The 15,092-nt window shown below is 66.9% G+C and carries 11 protein-coding genes and 3 pseudogenes; 3 read left to right on the plus strand and 11 right to left on the minus strand.

What is annotated here, in order from left to right; translation table 11 throughout:
- Nucleotides 1-32: 32 nt before the first annotated feature.
- The 7 genes and pseudogenes from ACHMXE_RS36895 to ACHMXE_RS36925 all read right to left on the minus strand — a co-directional run bounded on the left by ACHMXE_RS36895 (nucleotide 33) and on the right by ACHMXE_RS36925 (nucleotide 8,508).
- Nucleotides 33-1,062, minus strand: a pseudogene (locus ACHMXE_RS36895) (ABC transporter ATP-binding protein).
- Entirely contained in the window at nucleotides 1,059-2,129 is a 1,071-nt protein-coding gene (locus ACHMXE_RS36900; RefSeq protein ID WP_093355490.1) for an ABC transporter ATP-binding protein, read from the minus strand. The pseudogene ACHMXE_RS36895 and the gene ACHMXE_RS36900 overlap by 4 nt, the downstream one beginning before the upstream one ends.
- Before the next feature lie 18 nt (nucleotides 2,130-2,147).
- Nucleotides 2,148-3,059, minus strand: a complete 912-nt coding sequence (locus tag ACHMXE_RS36905; protein WP_395348746.1) for an ABC transporter permease — start codon at nucleotides 3,057-3,059, stop codon at nucleotides 2,148-2,150.
- A 74-nt stretch (nucleotides 3,060-3,133) separates the two neighbouring features.
- Nucleotides 3,134-4,716: pseudogene (locus ACHMXE_RS36910) on the minus strand (ABC transporter substrate-binding protein).
- A 32-nt stretch (nucleotides 4,717-4,748) separates the two neighbouring features.
- A pseudogene (locus ACHMXE_RS36915) lies at nucleotides 4,749-6,022 on the minus strand (M20 aminoacylase family protein).
- Between the two features lies 1 nt (nucleotide 6,023).
- Nucleotides 6,024-7,004: an ABC transporter permease gene (locus ACHMXE_RS36920; RefSeq protein ID WP_395348747.1), complete on the minus strand. Its 981-nt coding sequence runs from the start codon at nucleotides 7,002-7,004 to the stop codon at nucleotides 6,024-6,026.
- A gap of 223 nt (nucleotides 7,005-7,227) precedes the next feature.
- Nucleotides 7,228-8,508 (minus strand): porin, encoded by a 1,281-nt coding sequence (locus tag ACHMXE_RS36925; RefSeq protein WP_209546468.1) that lies wholly within the window; start codon nucleotides 8,506-8,508, stop codon nucleotides 7,228-7,230.
- Nucleotides 8,509-8,787: 279 nt separating this feature from the next.
- Here ACHMXE_RS36925 and coq7 point away from each other — a divergent pair, with 279 nt between their 5' ends.
- A complete protein-coding gene (coq7, locus tag ACHMXE_RS36930; protein WP_395348748.1) occupies nucleotides 8,788-9,417 on the plus strand; it encodes a 2-polyprenyl-3-methyl-6-methoxy-1,4-benzoquinone monooxygenase in 630 nt (209 codons plus the stop codon).
- Between the two features lie 12 nt (nucleotides 9,418-9,429).
- On the opposite strand, the gene ACHMXE_RS36935 is transcribed toward coq7, so the two are convergent.
- Complete coding sequence (locus ACHMXE_RS36935; RefSeq protein WP_203204544.1) at nucleotides 9,430-9,879, minus strand: OsmC family protein; 450 nt, start codon at nucleotides 9,877-9,879, stop codon at nucleotides 9,430-9,432.
- Nucleotides 9,880-10,154: 275 nt separating this feature from the next.
- On the opposite strand from ACHMXE_RS36935, the gene ACHMXE_RS36940 reads away from it, so the two are divergent.
- Entirely contained in the window at nucleotides 10,155-11,444 is a 1,290-nt protein-coding gene (locus ACHMXE_RS36940) for a porin (protein ID WP_203206099.1), read from the plus strand.
- Nucleotides 11,445-11,670: 226 nt separating this feature from the next.
- Here the strand turns inward: ACHMXE_RS36940 and ACHMXE_RS36945 are convergent, their stop codons facing one another.
- Both ACHMXE_RS36945 and ACHMXE_RS36950 read right to left on the minus strand, forming a co-directional pair.
- On the minus strand, nucleotides 11,671-12,273 hold the full coding sequence (locus tag ACHMXE_RS36945; RefSeq protein ID WP_395348749.1) for a hypothetical protein: 603 nt from the start codon (nucleotides 12,271-12,273) through the stop codon (nucleotides 11,671-11,673).
- Complete coding sequence (locus ACHMXE_RS36950; protein WP_395348750.1) at nucleotides 12,216-12,800, minus strand: hypothetical protein; 585 nt, start codon at nucleotides 12,798-12,800, stop codon at nucleotides 12,216-12,218. The genes ACHMXE_RS36945 and ACHMXE_RS36950 overlap by 58 nt, the downstream gene beginning before the upstream one ends.
- On the opposite strand from ACHMXE_RS36950, the gene ilvA reads away from it, so the two are divergent.
- A complete protein-coding gene (ilvA, locus tag ACHMXE_RS36955; protein WP_395348751.1) occupies nucleotides 12,799-14,463 on the plus strand; it encodes a threonine ammonia-lyase, biosynthetic in 1,665 nt (554 codons plus the stop codon). The two genes, ACHMXE_RS36950 and ilvA, sit on opposite strands and share 2 nt — an antisense overlap.
- Nucleotides 14,464-14,564: 101 nt before the next feature.
- Here ilvA and ACHMXE_RS36960 read toward each other — a convergent pair whose 3' ends face one another.
- Nucleotides 14,565-14,978 (minus strand): hypothetical protein, encoded by a 414-nt coding sequence (locus ACHMXE_RS36960; protein ID WP_395348752.1) that lies wholly within the window; start codon nucleotides 14,976-14,978, stop codon nucleotides 14,565-14,567.
- Between the last annotated feature and the right edge of the window lie 114 nt (nucleotides 14,979-15,092).

Genomic DNA, 15,092 nt, shown 5'->3' on the forward strand with positions numbered 1-15,092 from the left:
TTGCGCACATCTTTGCGCGCCGGACGCGATCCTCAGATCCGCCCCTCCTCCGCCGCATGGCAGGCCACCTGCACGCCGCGGATGCTCTGGAGCTTCGGCCGCTCGGCCGAGCAGCGCGCATTCGCGTGCGGGCAGCGCGGATGGAAGGCGCAGCCCGCGGGCGGATTGAGCGGGTTCGGCACCTCGCCCTGCACCGGCGTGCGCGCGCGCCCCGTGTGCTTCATCTGCGGGATCGCGTCGAGCAGCATGCGCGTGTACGGATGCTGCGGCGTCGCGAACAGCTTCTGCTTGTCCGCCACCTCCACCAGCCGCCCCAGGTACATCACGCCCACCTGGTCGGCCACGTGGGCGCACCACCGCGAGGTTGTGCGAGATGAACAGGTAGGTCAGGCCCTGCTCGCGCTGCAGGTCCTTCATGATGTTGAGCACCTGCGCCTGCACGCTCACGTCGAGCGCCGAGGTGGGCTCGTCGCAGACCAGGAACTCGGGCTGCGTGGCCAGCGCGCGCGCGATCGAGATGCGCTGGCGCTGGCCGCCCGAGAACTGGTGCGGGTACTTGCTCATGTCCAGCGGCGACAGGCCCACCGACTGCAGCAGCTGGCCCACGCGCTCGCGCAGCTGGGCCTTGTCGCTGAGGATGCCGTGCTCGCGCAGCGGCTCGCCGATGATGTCCTCGACGATCCAGCGCGGGTTGAGGCTCGCGTAGGGGTCCTGGAAGATCATCTGGATGCGCCGGCGCAGCTTGCGGCCCTCGGCGGTCTTGAAGGCCGCGTGCGCGTCCTGGCCGTCGAACTGCAGTCCGCCGCGCGTGGGCGCGTACAAGCCCACGAGCAGCCGCGCGACCGTGCTCTTGCCGCAGCCCGATTCGCCGACCAGCGCGAGCGTCTTGCCGCGCTCGATCGAGAAGCTCACGCCGTCGACCGCATGCAGCAGCACGCGCGGCTTGCGCTCGAGCACGCGGTTGAGCCAGGGTGGCGAGACGTCGAAGGTGCGCGCGAGGTCGTGGGCGACCACGAGCGGCTCGCCGCCGCCGGCCTTGCCGGGTTCGATCACGGCGCTCATCGCGTCACCTCCACGATCGGTTCGGCCGCCTCGGGCGTGGCGCGTTCGCCGGCCGCGAGCGCGTCGTGATGCTTCGCCGCGATCTCGGCCTGGCCGGTGTGCGGATCGGTCGCGTCGTGCAGCCAGCAGGCGGCACGCGTGGCGCCCGCGTGCATCAGCTCGGGCCGCTCCTCGAGGCAGCGCGCGAAGGTGCGCGGGCAGCGCGGGTTGTAGGCGCAGCCCTTGGGGATCGCATTGAGCCGCGGCATCGCGCCGTCGATCTGGTTCAGCCGCTCGCGGTCGCTCGCCATGTCGGGGATCGAGGCCATCAGGCCCGCGGTGTAGGGATGCGCCGCCTGGTGGATCACCTCGTGCACCGGGCCGATCTCGGCGATGCGGCCCGCATACATCACGGCCACGCGGTCGCAGGTCTCGGCGATCACGCCCATGTCGTGCGTGATCAGCATCACGGCCGCGCCGCGGTCCTTGCAGATGCGCTTGAGCAACTGGATGATCTGCGCCTGGATCGACACGTCGAGCGCGGTGGTCGGTTCGTCGGCCACGATCAGCTTGGGCTCGGCCGCGAGCGCGAGCGCGATCACCACGCGCTGGCGCATGCCGCCCGAGAACTGGTGCGGGAAGTGGTCGATGCGTTGCTCGGCGGCGGGAATGCCGGTGTCCTGCAGCAGGCCGATGGCGCGCTTGCGCGCTTCCGACTCGGTCACGGGCAGGTGGGTGCGGATGGTCTCGATGAGCTGCCGGCCCACCGTGTAGAGCGGGTTCAGCGAGGTCAGCGGGTCCTGGAAGATCGCGCCGATCTTGCGGCCGCGGATCGGCCGCATGGCGTCGAAGCCGAGGTTGTCGATGCGCTGGCCCTCGAGCAGGATCTGGCCGCCGGCCACGCGGCCCGGCGGCTCGAGCAGGCCGATGATCGAGGCACCCGTGAGCGACTTGCCCGCGCCCGATTCGCCGACCACGCCGAGGATCTCGCCCGGCGCGATGTCGAAGGAGATGTCGTCGAGCGCGCGCAGGGTGCCGCGACGGTTCGGGAATTCGACGACGAGGTTCTTGACCTGTAGCAGTGTCATGGCGTGTCTCCCGCTTCTTCAGCGCAGCCGCGGGTTGAGCGCATCGCGCAGCCAGTCGCCCAGCAGGTTCACGCTGAGCGCGATCAGCACCAGCATCGCGCCGGGGAACACGGTGATCCACCATTCGCCCGAGAACAGGTACTGGTTGCCGATGCTGATGAGCGTGCCCAGCGAGGGCGAGGTCGGCGGCACGCCGACGCCGAGGAAGGACAACGTGGCCTCGGTGATGATCGCGGTCGCGACCTGGATCGTGGCCAGCACCATCACCGGCCCGAGCACGTTGGGCAGCACGTGGCGCAGCATGATGCGGATCGGCGCGACGCCGGTGACGCGCGCGGCCTGCACGTACTCCTTGCTGCGCTCCACCAGCGTGGAGCCGCGCACGGTGCGCGCGTACTGCACCCAGCCGGTCAGCGAGATGGAGATGATGAGCACGCCGAAGGCCAGCGAATCGTTGGCATGCGGGAACAGCGCGCGGCCCACGCCGGCGATCAGCAGCGCGACCAGGATCGGCGGGAACGACAGCATCACGTCGCACAGCCGCATGAGGAAGGTGTCGAGCCAGCCGCCGAAGAAGCCGGCCAAGAGGCCCAGCACGACGCCGACGAGGACCGACAGCACCACCGACACCACGCCGACGATCAGCGAGATGCGCGCGCCGTAGATCACGGCCGAGAGGATGTCGCGGCCCTGGTCGTCGGTGCCCAGCAGGTACTTGGCCGAACCGTCGGTGGTCCAGGCCGGCGGCAGGCGCGCGTCGCCGAGTTCGAGCGACGCGAGATCGAAGGGGTTGTGCGGCGACACCCAGCCGGCGAACACCGCGCAGAACAGGCAGGTCAGCGCGATCAGCGCCGCGACGATCGCCACCGGCGAGGTGCGGAAGCTGTAGCCGACGTCGCTGTCGAACCAGCGAGCAATGGTTTTTTTCATCGTGGAAGCAAAAGGAATGGGCCCGCAAGAAGCGGGCCCATGGGGTCAGGCCGCAGGAGCAGCCAAGGGCCGCGTCAGGGCTTGACGCTCATCCACTTGAAATACATGAAGTTGTCGGCCAGCTGCACCAGCTCGACCTTCTTGCTCACGCCCCAGGCCAGCGACTGCTGATGCAGTGGCAGCGTGCCGACGTCGTCCGCATGGATCTTGAAGGCTTCCTTGATCAGCTCGTTGCGCTTGGTCTTGTCGCTCTCGGACTGGATCTTCTTCGTGATCTCGTCGAGCTTCGGATTGCAGTAGGCGCCCAGGTTGAACTGGCCCGTGCCCTTGTCGTCGGGGCAGGAGGTCAGCGAGCTCAGCGCGTTGTGCGAGTCGTAGGTGGTCGGGGTCCAGCCCAGCATGTAGAAGCTGGTGTCGCGGCGCAGGATCTTCGGGAAGTAGGTGCCCTTGGTCTCGGCCACGAGGTTGATCTTGACGCCGATCTTCGCGAGGTTGGCGGCCACGCTCTGGCAGATCTGGCCGTCGTTGACGTAGCGGTCGTTCGGGCAGTTGAGCGAGACCTCGAAGCCGTTCGGATAGCCGGCCTCGGTCAGCAGCTTCTTGGCGGCCTCGACGTCGAAGGGCAGGCGCTTGTCCTGCTCGGCGGTCCAGCCGTTGATGCCGGGGCCGACCAGCAGGCCGGTGGGCCGCGAGGCGCCGCGCATCACGGTGCGCTGGATGCCGGCGATGTCGATGGCCTGGTAGAAGGCCTGGCGAACGCGCTTGTCCTTGAACGGGTTCTTGCCCTTGATGTTCGAGTACTGCAGCTCGTCACGCTTCTGGTCCATGCCCAGGAAGATGGTGCGCAGTTCGGGGCCGGTGATGACGCGTGCGTTGGGCGCGGCGTTGATGCGCGCGATGTCCTGCACGGGCACCGGCTCCATCACGTCGACCTCGCCCGAGACCAGCGCGGCCACGCGGGTGGCGGGGTTGGCGATCGGCGTGAAGACGATCTCCTGCGCGTTGCCGTCGATCTTGCCCCAGTAGGTGCCGTTGCGCGTGAACACGGTACGCACGTTCGGCTGGCGCTCGCGCACGCGGAACGGGCCGGTGCCGTTGGCCTTGAACGAGGCCGTGTTCTCGATGCCCTTGCGGCGGTCGACCGGCTTGGTGGCCTGGTTCTCCTCGCACCATTTCTTGCTCATGATCATCGTCAGCGAGATCACGTCGGCAGGATCGGGAACGGGCCGTTGGTCTCGATCTCGACGGCGAGATCGCCGACCTTGCGCACGGCCTTGATCTCGCTGAGCGTGGCCTTCATGTCGGAACCGTCGCCCTGCGCGCGCGCGAAGCTGAACACCACGTCGTCGGCGGTGAACGGCGTGCCGTCATGGAACACCACGCCCTTGCGCAGCTCGAAGCGCCAGACGTCGGGCGAGGTCTGCTTCCAGCTGGTGGCCAACAGCGGCGCGAGGCTCAGGTCCTTGTTGCGGCCCACGAGGGTTTCGTAGACGTTCGCCGTCACGCTGAGCTGCAGCGATTCGTTGAGCGAGTGCGGATCGAGCGACAGCGCGTCGCCCTGGTTGGCGATGCGGATGGTCTGCGCGCCGGCGACCATGCTGACGGCGCCCAGGGCGCACACGACGGCGGCCGCGGCCACATTTCTTCTGAGACTCATGGGGAACACTCCTCGGGTTGGGATCAAAACAATCAAGGCGCCGCGGTGGCGGCAGCTCTCTCCGGCTGCTCGCCGCGGGTCGCGGCAAGCGGCATGCCCCGCTCGATCAGCCCCGCGTGCAGCGCGGCGCCGAGCGGCAGGATCTCGTCATTGAAGTCGTAGCGGCTGTTGTGCAGGAAGGCGCCGCGGCGCGCGTCCTGGCCCAGGCGCAGGTAGGCGCCGGCCTTCTTCTGCAGCATGAACGAGAAGTCTTCGGCGCCCATGCTGGGTTCGAGGCTGCGATCGACGTTGGAGGCACCGACCAGCGACTCGGCCACGTCGGCCGCGAACATGGCCTCGGGCGCGGTGTTGATGGTGGCCGGGTAGATGCGTTCGTACTTCAGCGTGGCGGTGGCGCCGAAGCCCGCGGCCACGGACTTGCAGAGCTCGCCGAGCCGCTGCTCGACCTGCGCCTGCACGCGCGCGCTGAAGGTGCGCACGGTGCCCACGAGCGTGGCCTCGCCCGGCACCACGCTGAAGGCACCGAGATCGCCGGCCTGCATCGCGCAGATGCTGATCACGGCCGCGTCGATGGGCCGCACGTTGCGCGAGACGATGGTCTGCACCGCGGTGATCAGGTGCGCCGCGATGGCCACGGGGTCGACCGTGAGGTAGGCGTGCGCGCCATGGCCGCCCTTGCCCTTGATCTCGATCGTGATGCGGTCGGCCGCGGCCATCATCGCGCCGCGGTTGATGCCGACCGTGCCGGCCGGCATCGCGGGCCAGTTGTGCATGGCATAGACCGACTGCACCGGGAAGCGGTCGAACAGGCCGTCCTCGATCATCACGCGCGCGCCGGCGTAGCCCTCTTCGCCGGGCTGGAAGATCAGCACCGCGGTGCCGTCGAAGTTGCGCGTTTCGGCGAGGTAGCGCGCCGCGCCCACGAGCATGGCCGTGTGGCCGTCGTGGCCGCAGCCGTGCATCAGGCCCTCGGTGCACGAGCGCCAGCCGAAGTCGTTGTCCTCGCGCATCGGCAGCGCGTCCATGTCGGCGCGCAGGCCGATCATGCGGCCGCTGGCGGTGGAACGGCCGCGGATCACGCCGACCACGCCGGTCTTGCCGATGCCGTCGTGGATCTCGTCGACGCCGCAGGCACGCAGCGCCTCGCGCACGCGGCCCGAGGTGTAGACCTCCTCGAAGCCCAGTTCGGGATGCGCGTGCAGGTCGCGCCGGAAGGCCTCGATCTCGGGGTAGAAGCCGCGATGTGGGCGAAGGCGCGGCCGTTGGCCTGCAGGCGCGGGGTGGCCGCGGTGGGGGTGGCGCTCATGTCAGTGTCCTCCCGCCTTGCCGATGCGCAGCCGTGGATCGACCACGAAATACAGCAGGTCCACGATGAGGTTGATGGTGACGAAGATCAGCGCGATCAGGCACAGGTAGGCGGCCATCACGGGAATGTCGGCGAAGGTCACGGCCTGGATGAACAGCAGGCCCATGCCCGGCCACTGGAACACCGACTCGGTAATGATCGCGAAGGCGATGAGGCCGCCGAGCTGCAGGCCGGTGATGGTCATCACGGGCACCAGCGTGTTCTTGAGCGCATGGCCGAAGTGGATGGCGCGGTTCGAGAGGCCGCGAGCGCGCGCGAACTTGATGTAGTCGGTGCGCAGCACCTCGAGCATCTCGGCACGCACCAGCCGCATGATCAGCGTGAGCTGGAAGATCGCGAGCGTGATCGCGGGAAGCACGATGTGCATCCAGCCATCGGACTTGAGCAGGCCGGTGGACCACCAGCCGATCTGCACGGTGTCGCCGCGGCCGAAGCTCGGGAACCAGCCGAGCGTGACGGCGAAGACCAGGATCAGCAGGATGCCGATCAGGAAGGTGGGCAGCGACACGCCGAGCAGCGAGACGGTCATGAAGACCTGGCTCATGAAGGTGCCGCGGCGCAGCGCGGTGTACACGCCCATCGGGATGCCGACCAGCAGCGCGAGCAGCGCGGCGACCAGGGCCAGTTCGAGCGTGGCCGGGAAGCGCTCGCCGATCAGGCGCGAGACCTTGGCGCCCTGGCGCAGGCTCAGGCCGAATTCGCCCTGCGCCGCATTCACCAGGAAATGCCAGAACTGCACGAAGAAGGGACGGTCGAGCCCCAGCGCGGAGCGCATTTCGCGGATCTGCTCAGGCCGGGCGTCCTGGCCCAGCAGGAACACGACCGGGTCGCCCACGTACTGGAAGAGAAGGAAGGCGATGAACGCGACCGCGACCATCACGATCACGGCCTGGATCAGGCGGCGCAGTACGAAGGCAATCATTCAGTTCTGAAAAAGAGCAGGCATGCTAGCAGTGCAAACTGCGTGCCCGCACGGGGGTTCCCCGGGGTGCACGCGCTTGGTGCGCGTGTGCTTTTCGAGAGCGGCGCGAGGCTGACTCGACAGGGCCCGATGCCGATCGAATGCCCATGAAAAAAAGCCGCTCGACTTGCGTCGAGCGGCTTCTTGATCTTTCGATTTGAAGCTGGCTTGCGCCAGCGTCAAATTAGAAAGCGTGACGGATACCGAAGTCGTAGCCGGTAGCGCTCTTCGGAGCGTACGTTTGGCCAGCGATCGTGCCGAAGCCAGGCGAACCACCGGTCGTCAGACCGAGGATGCTGTTGTTCTGGCCGTTCTTGATGCTGATGCGCGACAGCGTAGCGTACAGAGCCGTACGCTTCGACAGGTTGTGCACGTAGCCAACAGCGAACTGGCTGGCGCGAGCGCTGCCGTCGTTGTAGAAGTTGAACGGAACCAGAGCGCTGTCAGGCTTGAACTTGACTTGCGAGTACGAAGCGCGGATCAGGCCAGGACCGACGGGGACCGTAGCACCGATGAGGGCGCCGTTGTACTTGTCCGACAGACCTTGGGTGTAGATGAACGGCAGGCCGAGCAGCGTGACCGATTGGTTACGGTCGTACGAGTCCTTGACTTGCGACAGTTCACCGAACAGCTTGACCGGACCGAAGTCGTACGAAGCGCCCAGGTTGAAGGTCTTCAGCTCGTCCTTCGAGAAGCCAGCAGCGTTGCCCGGCAGGGGAGCGCCGTCCTTGGTGTCGATGCCGTAGGCGACAGCGACGTCCAGGGGGCCGTTGGCGTAGCCGAAGCGGCCGCCGACGTAACGACCGCGCTTGCTCGGGCTGTTCAGGACTTCGTCCGACTTGACGTTCTCATGCAGAGCGTACTGGAACTGGCCGTAGAAACCGCCGAGGTTCGGGGGCAGGAAGTAAGCGATGGCGTTGCTGGTACGAACATAGCTGTCCGAAGCCGCCACGCCAGCCGGCTGACCGCCGTGGGCCGAAGCCAGGTTCACGCTGGTGCGGAAGATCGCGCTGGAGCCGACGCCGTTGGTGCCGAAGGGGTCGAACACGGTGTCGTTCCAGAACGTGGCGGTGTAGTCACGACCCAGACGAATTTCACCGAAACCACCCGACAGGCTCACGGTCGAGCGGCGAGCGAAGTTGGAGATACCACCCTTGCCGTCGTCGTTCGTGATCGGGGCTTCGAGCCAGAAGCTGGCTGCCAGGCCACCACCGAGGTCTTCCGTACCACGGAAGCCGATGCGGCTGGAGTTGTAGCCCGAGTTCGACAGAGCGGTCTGGCTGCGCTTCAGCGAGCCGGGAACGCCGAACGGGGGGATCGCGAACGGGTTGGCGACGATCAGATTGCTCTTGGTCGAATAGCCGCTGACTGCAGCGTCAACCACGCCGAACAGCGTCACGGACGATTGAGCCGAGGCAACACCGGCAACAGCCAGGGCAGCCAGAGCAACTAGAGATTTTTTCATTGCAAGTTTCTCCAAGGTTAAACATAGGGCTCCGGTGCGAAGGGCTCACCGTGACTGGCACTTCTGTGCTCCCACCGGACCCCGGGCCAACCTCCTTTTGGGAAGTTGTCGCTATTGCACCAGAGCCGATGCGGCAGGGCAAAACAATTCGGCCGAAATCTCCTACCCCTGCCGCGTTTCGTTGCAGTGATGCAACAAAGGACTTAGGGCCTTTTGATCTCACGATGCGAAAAAACTTGCCGGGATCGGTGCTTTGGCAAGTTGCGTTCCAATCCTTCCATGACGACTTCGCTCGACCCCCTGCTGACCGCCGCCGATTCCGCGCTCCGGACGCTGTTCGCCCGGCCGCATGCCACCCGCGCCACCCCGGTCCCGTCCCGGCCGCCGGGCGAACTGAGCGATACGGAACGGCGCGAAGCCGGCGCGCTGATGCGCGTCAACCACGTCGGGGAAGTCTGTGCGCAGGCGCTCTACACGGCGCAGGCGGCCGTGGCACGCGATTCCGTGCTGCGCGCGCAGCTGCTCGAGGCGGCGCACGAGGAAACGGACCACCTGGCCTGGACGCGCGAGCGGCTGGACGCGCTCGGCGCCCGTCCCTCGATGCTCAATCCGCTCTGGTACGCGGGCGCATTCGGCCTCGGACTGGTCGCCGGACGGCTCGGCGACCCGCTGAGCCTGGGCTTCGTGGCCGAAACCGAACGCCAGGTCGAGGCGCATCTGGACAGTCACCTGAATCGGCTGCCCCTGGCGGACAGCGCCTCGCGCGCCGTGGTCGAACAGATGAAGGCCGACGAGGCCCGGCATGCCGAAAATGCCGTGGCGGCGGGCGCCGCGGAGCTGCCGCCGCCCGCCAAGGCCCTGATGCGGGTCGCCTCGCGGGTCATGACGACCCTGGCGCACCGGATCTGACCCCGGGAAGGATCAGCTTTCGATCAGGTCGAAGCTGGTCGTGATCTCGGCGGTCTTGGCCAGCATGATGCTGGCGGAGCAGTAGGTCTCGTGGCTGAGAGCGATCGCTCGCTCCACCGCCGAGGCCGGAATTCCCTTGCCGGCCACCGTGAAGTGCATGTGGATCTTGGTGAACACCTTGGGATCCTTCTCGGCCCGCTCGCTGGTCAGCTTGACGCTGCAGCGCTCGACCTGGTGGCGGCCGCGCTTGAGGATCAGCACCACGTCATAGGCCGTGCAGCCGCCGGTGCCGGCCAGCACCGTCTCCATGGGGCGCGCCGCCAGGTTCTGGCCGCCGTTCTCGGGCTTTGCCGCGTCGGGCGCCCCGTCCATCATCAGGACGTGGCCACTGCCCGTCTCGGCCACGAATCCCATGGACGAGCGCGCACCCGCATTGCCGGTCCAACTTACAGTGCATTCCATCTTTTTCTGAACTCCGGTTCCGGATGTCTGGCAAAAATCACGCCCAGCATCGTTATCTGTGTGGGAAAAGCGTCACTCGCTTGTTGCATCGCAACAAACAACCGATATACTTTATTTCATTGCGCACCCCGGTGCGTGCAAGTTGTCTCCTCCACCCTTCCAATTGGTGGATTTAGCCCCGAGCTGCAAGGCTCGGGGCTTTTTCTTGGGCGCCTCGCCAACTCTAGCCAGCCGAAGCCGGCCACTCTAGCCAGCTAGCCCAAAGGGCAGCTGCTCTGGCTGCCCTGGCTGTTGCCGGTGTTGCCTCGGCCCAGTCTTCCGTGACGCTGTTCGGTGTGGTCGATGCCGCAGTCAGCAACTATTCGACGAAGAGCACCTACTACAGCGCGCTCGCCAATCCCTTCCTGGTGGCCCCGATTGGGGTGAAGCAGAGCCAGACCGCGCTGACGAACTCGGGCTACAACACCAGCCGCATCGGCTTTCGCGGCACCGAGGACCTCGGCGGCGGCCTGGCCGCCAGCTTCTGGCTCGAGGCTCCCATCAGCAACGACGATGGCGCCAAGGGTATCGCCGACTTCAGCCGCCGTTCGACCGTGAGCCTGTCGGGTGGCTTCGGTGAAGTCCGCCTCGGCCGCGACTACACCCCCACGTTCTGGAACGACACCGTGTTCGATCCGTTCGGCACCAATGGCGTCGGCACCAACCTCTTCGCCACGATCAACAGCAACCTGTCGACGGCCGTCGGCCCCGGTTCTCCGGTGAGCAAGACCGACAACTACTACCGCGCCAGCAACAGCATCGGGTACTTCCTGCCTCCGAACCTGGGCGGCTTCTACGGCCAGATCCAGTACGCGCTGCACGAGAACACGAAGTCGAGCGGCCTGCCCGAAAGCCCGTCGACCAAGGGTCGATACATCGGCGGCCGCTTCGGCTACGCCAACGGTCCGATCGATGTGGCAGCCGCCTACGGTCAAAGCACCGCGGCCGACAGCGTGACCTTCGACAAGTTCTCGCTCATCACCGGTTCGCAGGATCGCAAGATCAGCACCTTCAACCTCGGCGCTTCGTACGACTTCGGTCCGGTCAAGCTCTTCGGCGAGGTGTCCCGCGTGAAGGACAAGAACGAAACGGGCGCGAGCTCGAGCTTCGTGAACCCCCTCACGCTGCAATCGGTCCCCTACTTCGCCACCACCTCGCAGAGCGACAAGTACAACGGCTACCTGCTGGGCGTGACGGTGCCGGTCGGCCCGGGCCTGATCCGCGCTTCGTACTCGACCGTGAAGTTCAAGAACGGCGCACCGCTCAGCGTCGAAGACGCGCTCCTCGGCGGCAATCGCGATGCCTCGGCGAACAAGCTCGCCATCGGCTATGTGCACAACCTGTCGAAGCGCACGGCGCTGTATGCCACGGTGGCTCGCATCCGCATCAAGGACGGCCAGAACAACCCCGGCGTGATGGGCGCAACCACGGGCGGCTCCCCGGGCTACCTGGATGCCGCCAAGAACCTCGGCTGGGCTCCGCGCACGGCCACCGGCTACGACATCGGCATCCGCCACGCGTTCTAAGCAAGCCTGAAAGAAGCCGATTCCGATGCTGGCTCTCGCCAGATCGAATCCTTCCGATCCAAAGCCGCCCGGTTCACGCCGGGCGGCTTTTTGGTCGTCTGTGCCGAGCGCTCTCTCGGCGCTCTCTCCGAATCCACCTTTGCAGCATCCGCAGCGGCGCCCTCAGGCGTTCGAGGTCGGCGGCGCTACACCAGTGCCCGTCGCCAAACGGGCTCTCCGCGTTTGCTCAGACTGTCCGCCCACGCCTGCTTTGCAGCAGCCCCACATTCATCTCCCCATTGAGCACCGACGCATAGAAGCGCTCGACCATGTTGACGCTCGTACGCGCATTGCGCGCCAAGGTCAGCATGTCGATGCCCTGCCCGTAGAGCAAACGCAACGTGATGGCGGTATGGCGCAGGCAGTAAAGCGTGCGGTCCTGTCCCAGCGGCCCCTTCTCGATGCCCTCGACCTCGAGCACCCAGTGAAAGAGGAAGTTGAGCACCGCGAGCGCGTGCTCGCGGTTCTTGAGCTGCGGCAGGAAGATGTAGTCGTCCGCGCCATCGAAGCCGTGCCGCGCACGATGGGCAACCAGCCGTTCGTAGACGCGCACCGCGGGCTGCAGGCTCACGATCGGCTGACTGTGCCGCTTCGTCTCGGGCAGGTTCATGCGCAGGTAGACATGCTTCGCGCGCACCACCTCGATGTGCTTGTGCTTCATGAGCTTGATGTCGCTCGGCCGCACGAAGGTGTTGACCATCCAGCGGATCAGCCACGGCATCTCCTCGGGCATCACCAGCAGTTCGCGCGCGATCCAGAAGCGGTCGCCTGGCGCGAGTGCATCGAGCACGGATGCGATCGTCCGCGCAGCCTGCGCGCCGCGGCGATCAGCGCGCGGTACTCGGCCACGCTGAAGCTGCCGCGCGGCCGGCTGCGCACCTTCACCTTTGGGAACACCGGCGCCTCGCGCAACACGCCGATGTGCACGCCATGCATCACGACCTTGCGCAGCAGCACGAGGTACTGCGCGATCGTCGTGCTCGTGAAGCCCTCGTCGCCGAGCCGATCGATGAGCCGTTGTGCATCGCGCGTGGTGAAGGCCTGCGCGGGCAAGTCCCCGAGCAATGGAAGGACATGCGCACGCAATCTGTTGCCCATCACCTGCCAGGTGGGACGTCCGATCTCCCCGCGTTGAACGCGCGCCGCCTCGGCGCGCATGAACTTTTCCGAAAGATCACTGACAGAAATTGATAACAGATTCTGTCCGTCTTTGAACTTTTCGGCGGCCGGTGGGACTGCGGGATAGGTGCGTCCAAAAAAACCGGAATCATTCGCGGCAGGCGCGTTGGGAAAGAGAGTTATGACATTTGTGTCCATGTCGTCTCCCGTATGCAATCCCGATGCCTCTTATCATTCGTTGTTAACAAAATTCTCCCCAGGAACAATCGTGCGCCATGCACCTCCGTCGGCACTGACACCTGCTGACTATCTCCGAAAAATTCTCAACGCCCGCGTGTACGACGTGGCGGTCGAATCGGCGCTCGAAAAAGCGCGCGCGCTGAGCGAGCGAATCGGCAACACCGTGCTGCTCAAGCGCGAGGATCAACAGCCGGTCTTCAGCTTCAAATTGCGCGGGGCCTACAACAAGATGGCGCACCTGAGCGCCGAGCAACTCGCGAACGGCGTGATCTGCGCATCGGCCGGCAACCACGCGCAAGGCGTGGCGCTCGGCGCGCGCAAACTCGGCGCGCGCGCGGTGGTGGTGATGCCGGTGACCACGCCCAAGCTCAAGATCGATGCGGTGCGCGGCTTCGGCGGCGAGGTCGTGCTGCATGGCGACAGCTATTCCGATGCCTACACGCGCGCGCTCGAGCTGCAGGCCGAACAGAACCTGACCTTTGTCCATCCCTTCGACGACCCCGAGGTGATCGCGGGCCAGGGCACGATCGCGATGGAGATCCTGCGGCAGCACCAGGGCCGGCTCGACGCGGTCTTCGTCGCGATCGGCGGCGGTGGCCTGATCTCGGGCGTGGCCAACTACATCAAGGCAGTGCGTCCCGAGATCAAGGTGATCGGCGTGCAGATGAACGACTCCGACGCGATGATGCGATCGGTCGCCGCGCGCCAGCGCGTGACGCTCACCGACGTGGGCCTGTTCGCCGACGGCACCGCGGTCAAGCTGGTGGGCGAGGAAACCTTCCGCGTCGCGAGCGACCTCGTCGACGACTACGTCTCGGTCGACACCGACGCGGTCTGCGCCGCGATCAAGGACGTGTTCGTCGACACGCGCAGCATCGTCGAGCCCTCGGGCGCGCTGGCGGTGGCGGCGATCAAGCAGTACGCCGCGCAGCATGGCCGCCATGGCGAGACCTACGCGGCGATCCTCAGCGGCGCGAACATGAACTTCGACCGCCTGCGCTTCGTGGCCGAACGCGCGGAAGTCGGCGAGGAGCGCGAAGCGCTGTTCGCGGTCACGATCCCCGAGGAGCGCGGCAGCTTCCGCCGGCTGTGCGAGCTGGTCGGCCAGATGCCGATCGGCGACGCCGACACGAACGCGGCTTCGCCGGGCGGTGGCTTGCGCAACGTGACCGAGTTCAACTACCGCATCAGCGACGCGGCCCAGGCCCACGTCTTCGTCGGCCTCACGACCTCGACGCGCGGCGAGTCGGCGGTCATCGCCAAGGCCTTCGGCGAGCACGGCTTCGACGCCCTCGACCTCACGCACGACGAGCTCGCCAAGGAGCACCTGCGCCACCTGGTCGGCGGCCGCACCGGCCTCGCGCACGACGAGCGCCTGCTGCGCTTCATCTTCCCCGAGCGCCCCGGTGCGCTGCTCAAGTTCCTGAGCCTGATGCGGCCGAACTGGAACATCAGCCTGTTCCACTATCGCAACCAGGGTGCGGATTACGGCCGCATCCTGGTCGGGCTGCAGGTGCCGGCCGGCGACGGCGAGGCCTTCGATGCCTTCCTCGAGACGCTGGGCTATCCCTACGTGGAAGAAACCGCGAACCCCGCGTACCGCCTGTTCCTCCAGGCCTGATCCGAAGGCCCGAAGGCGCCGACGGCAGCGCCTCCCCCCAAAAAGAAAACCGGCGCGATGCCGGTTTTTTTCTTCCTGCCGAACGCGCGACGTCGCGAAGGCTACTGCGCGGTCGCCCCGCCCTGCCCGGGCTGCGGCATCGGCGCCCCGCCATCCGGCTGCAACGCGCTGGCGGCCGGCGCCATCGCGGGCATGGTCGCGGGCAGGCCGCCCACGTTCACCGGCGCCTGCATCGCGGGCGCCATGCCGATCGGCGGCGGCACGCTCACGTTGATGGGCGCCTTCACCGGCAGCTGCAGGGTGAACGCGGCCGGCGCATCCATCCGCGCGCCCAGGGTCGCCGAGCGCAGGCCGACCGACTGCAGCACGTAGCCGTCGCCGACGCGCGAACCCACGCGGAAGGGCCGCGGCGGCTTGCCGTCGATCGCGATCAGCGCCGCGCCCTGGCTCGAGGGATCGGCCACCACGCCCGCGAGCGCGAAAGCGGCTGGCCGCCTCGGGCGCCACTGGCGCATTGCTCGAGGCCGGCAGCACGCCGAAGATCCGCGCCACCGCATCGGTGTCGGCCGCCGCGGCGGGCCGTCCGGCGGCAGCGGCCGCGGCGACGGTCTGCACCGGCGATGCCAGCC

It is taken from the genome of Variovorax sp. UC122_21, from assembly GCF_044056785.1.
Classification (GTDB): Bacteria; Pseudomonadota; Gammaproteobacteria; order Burkholderiales; family Burkholderiaceae_C; genus Variovorax.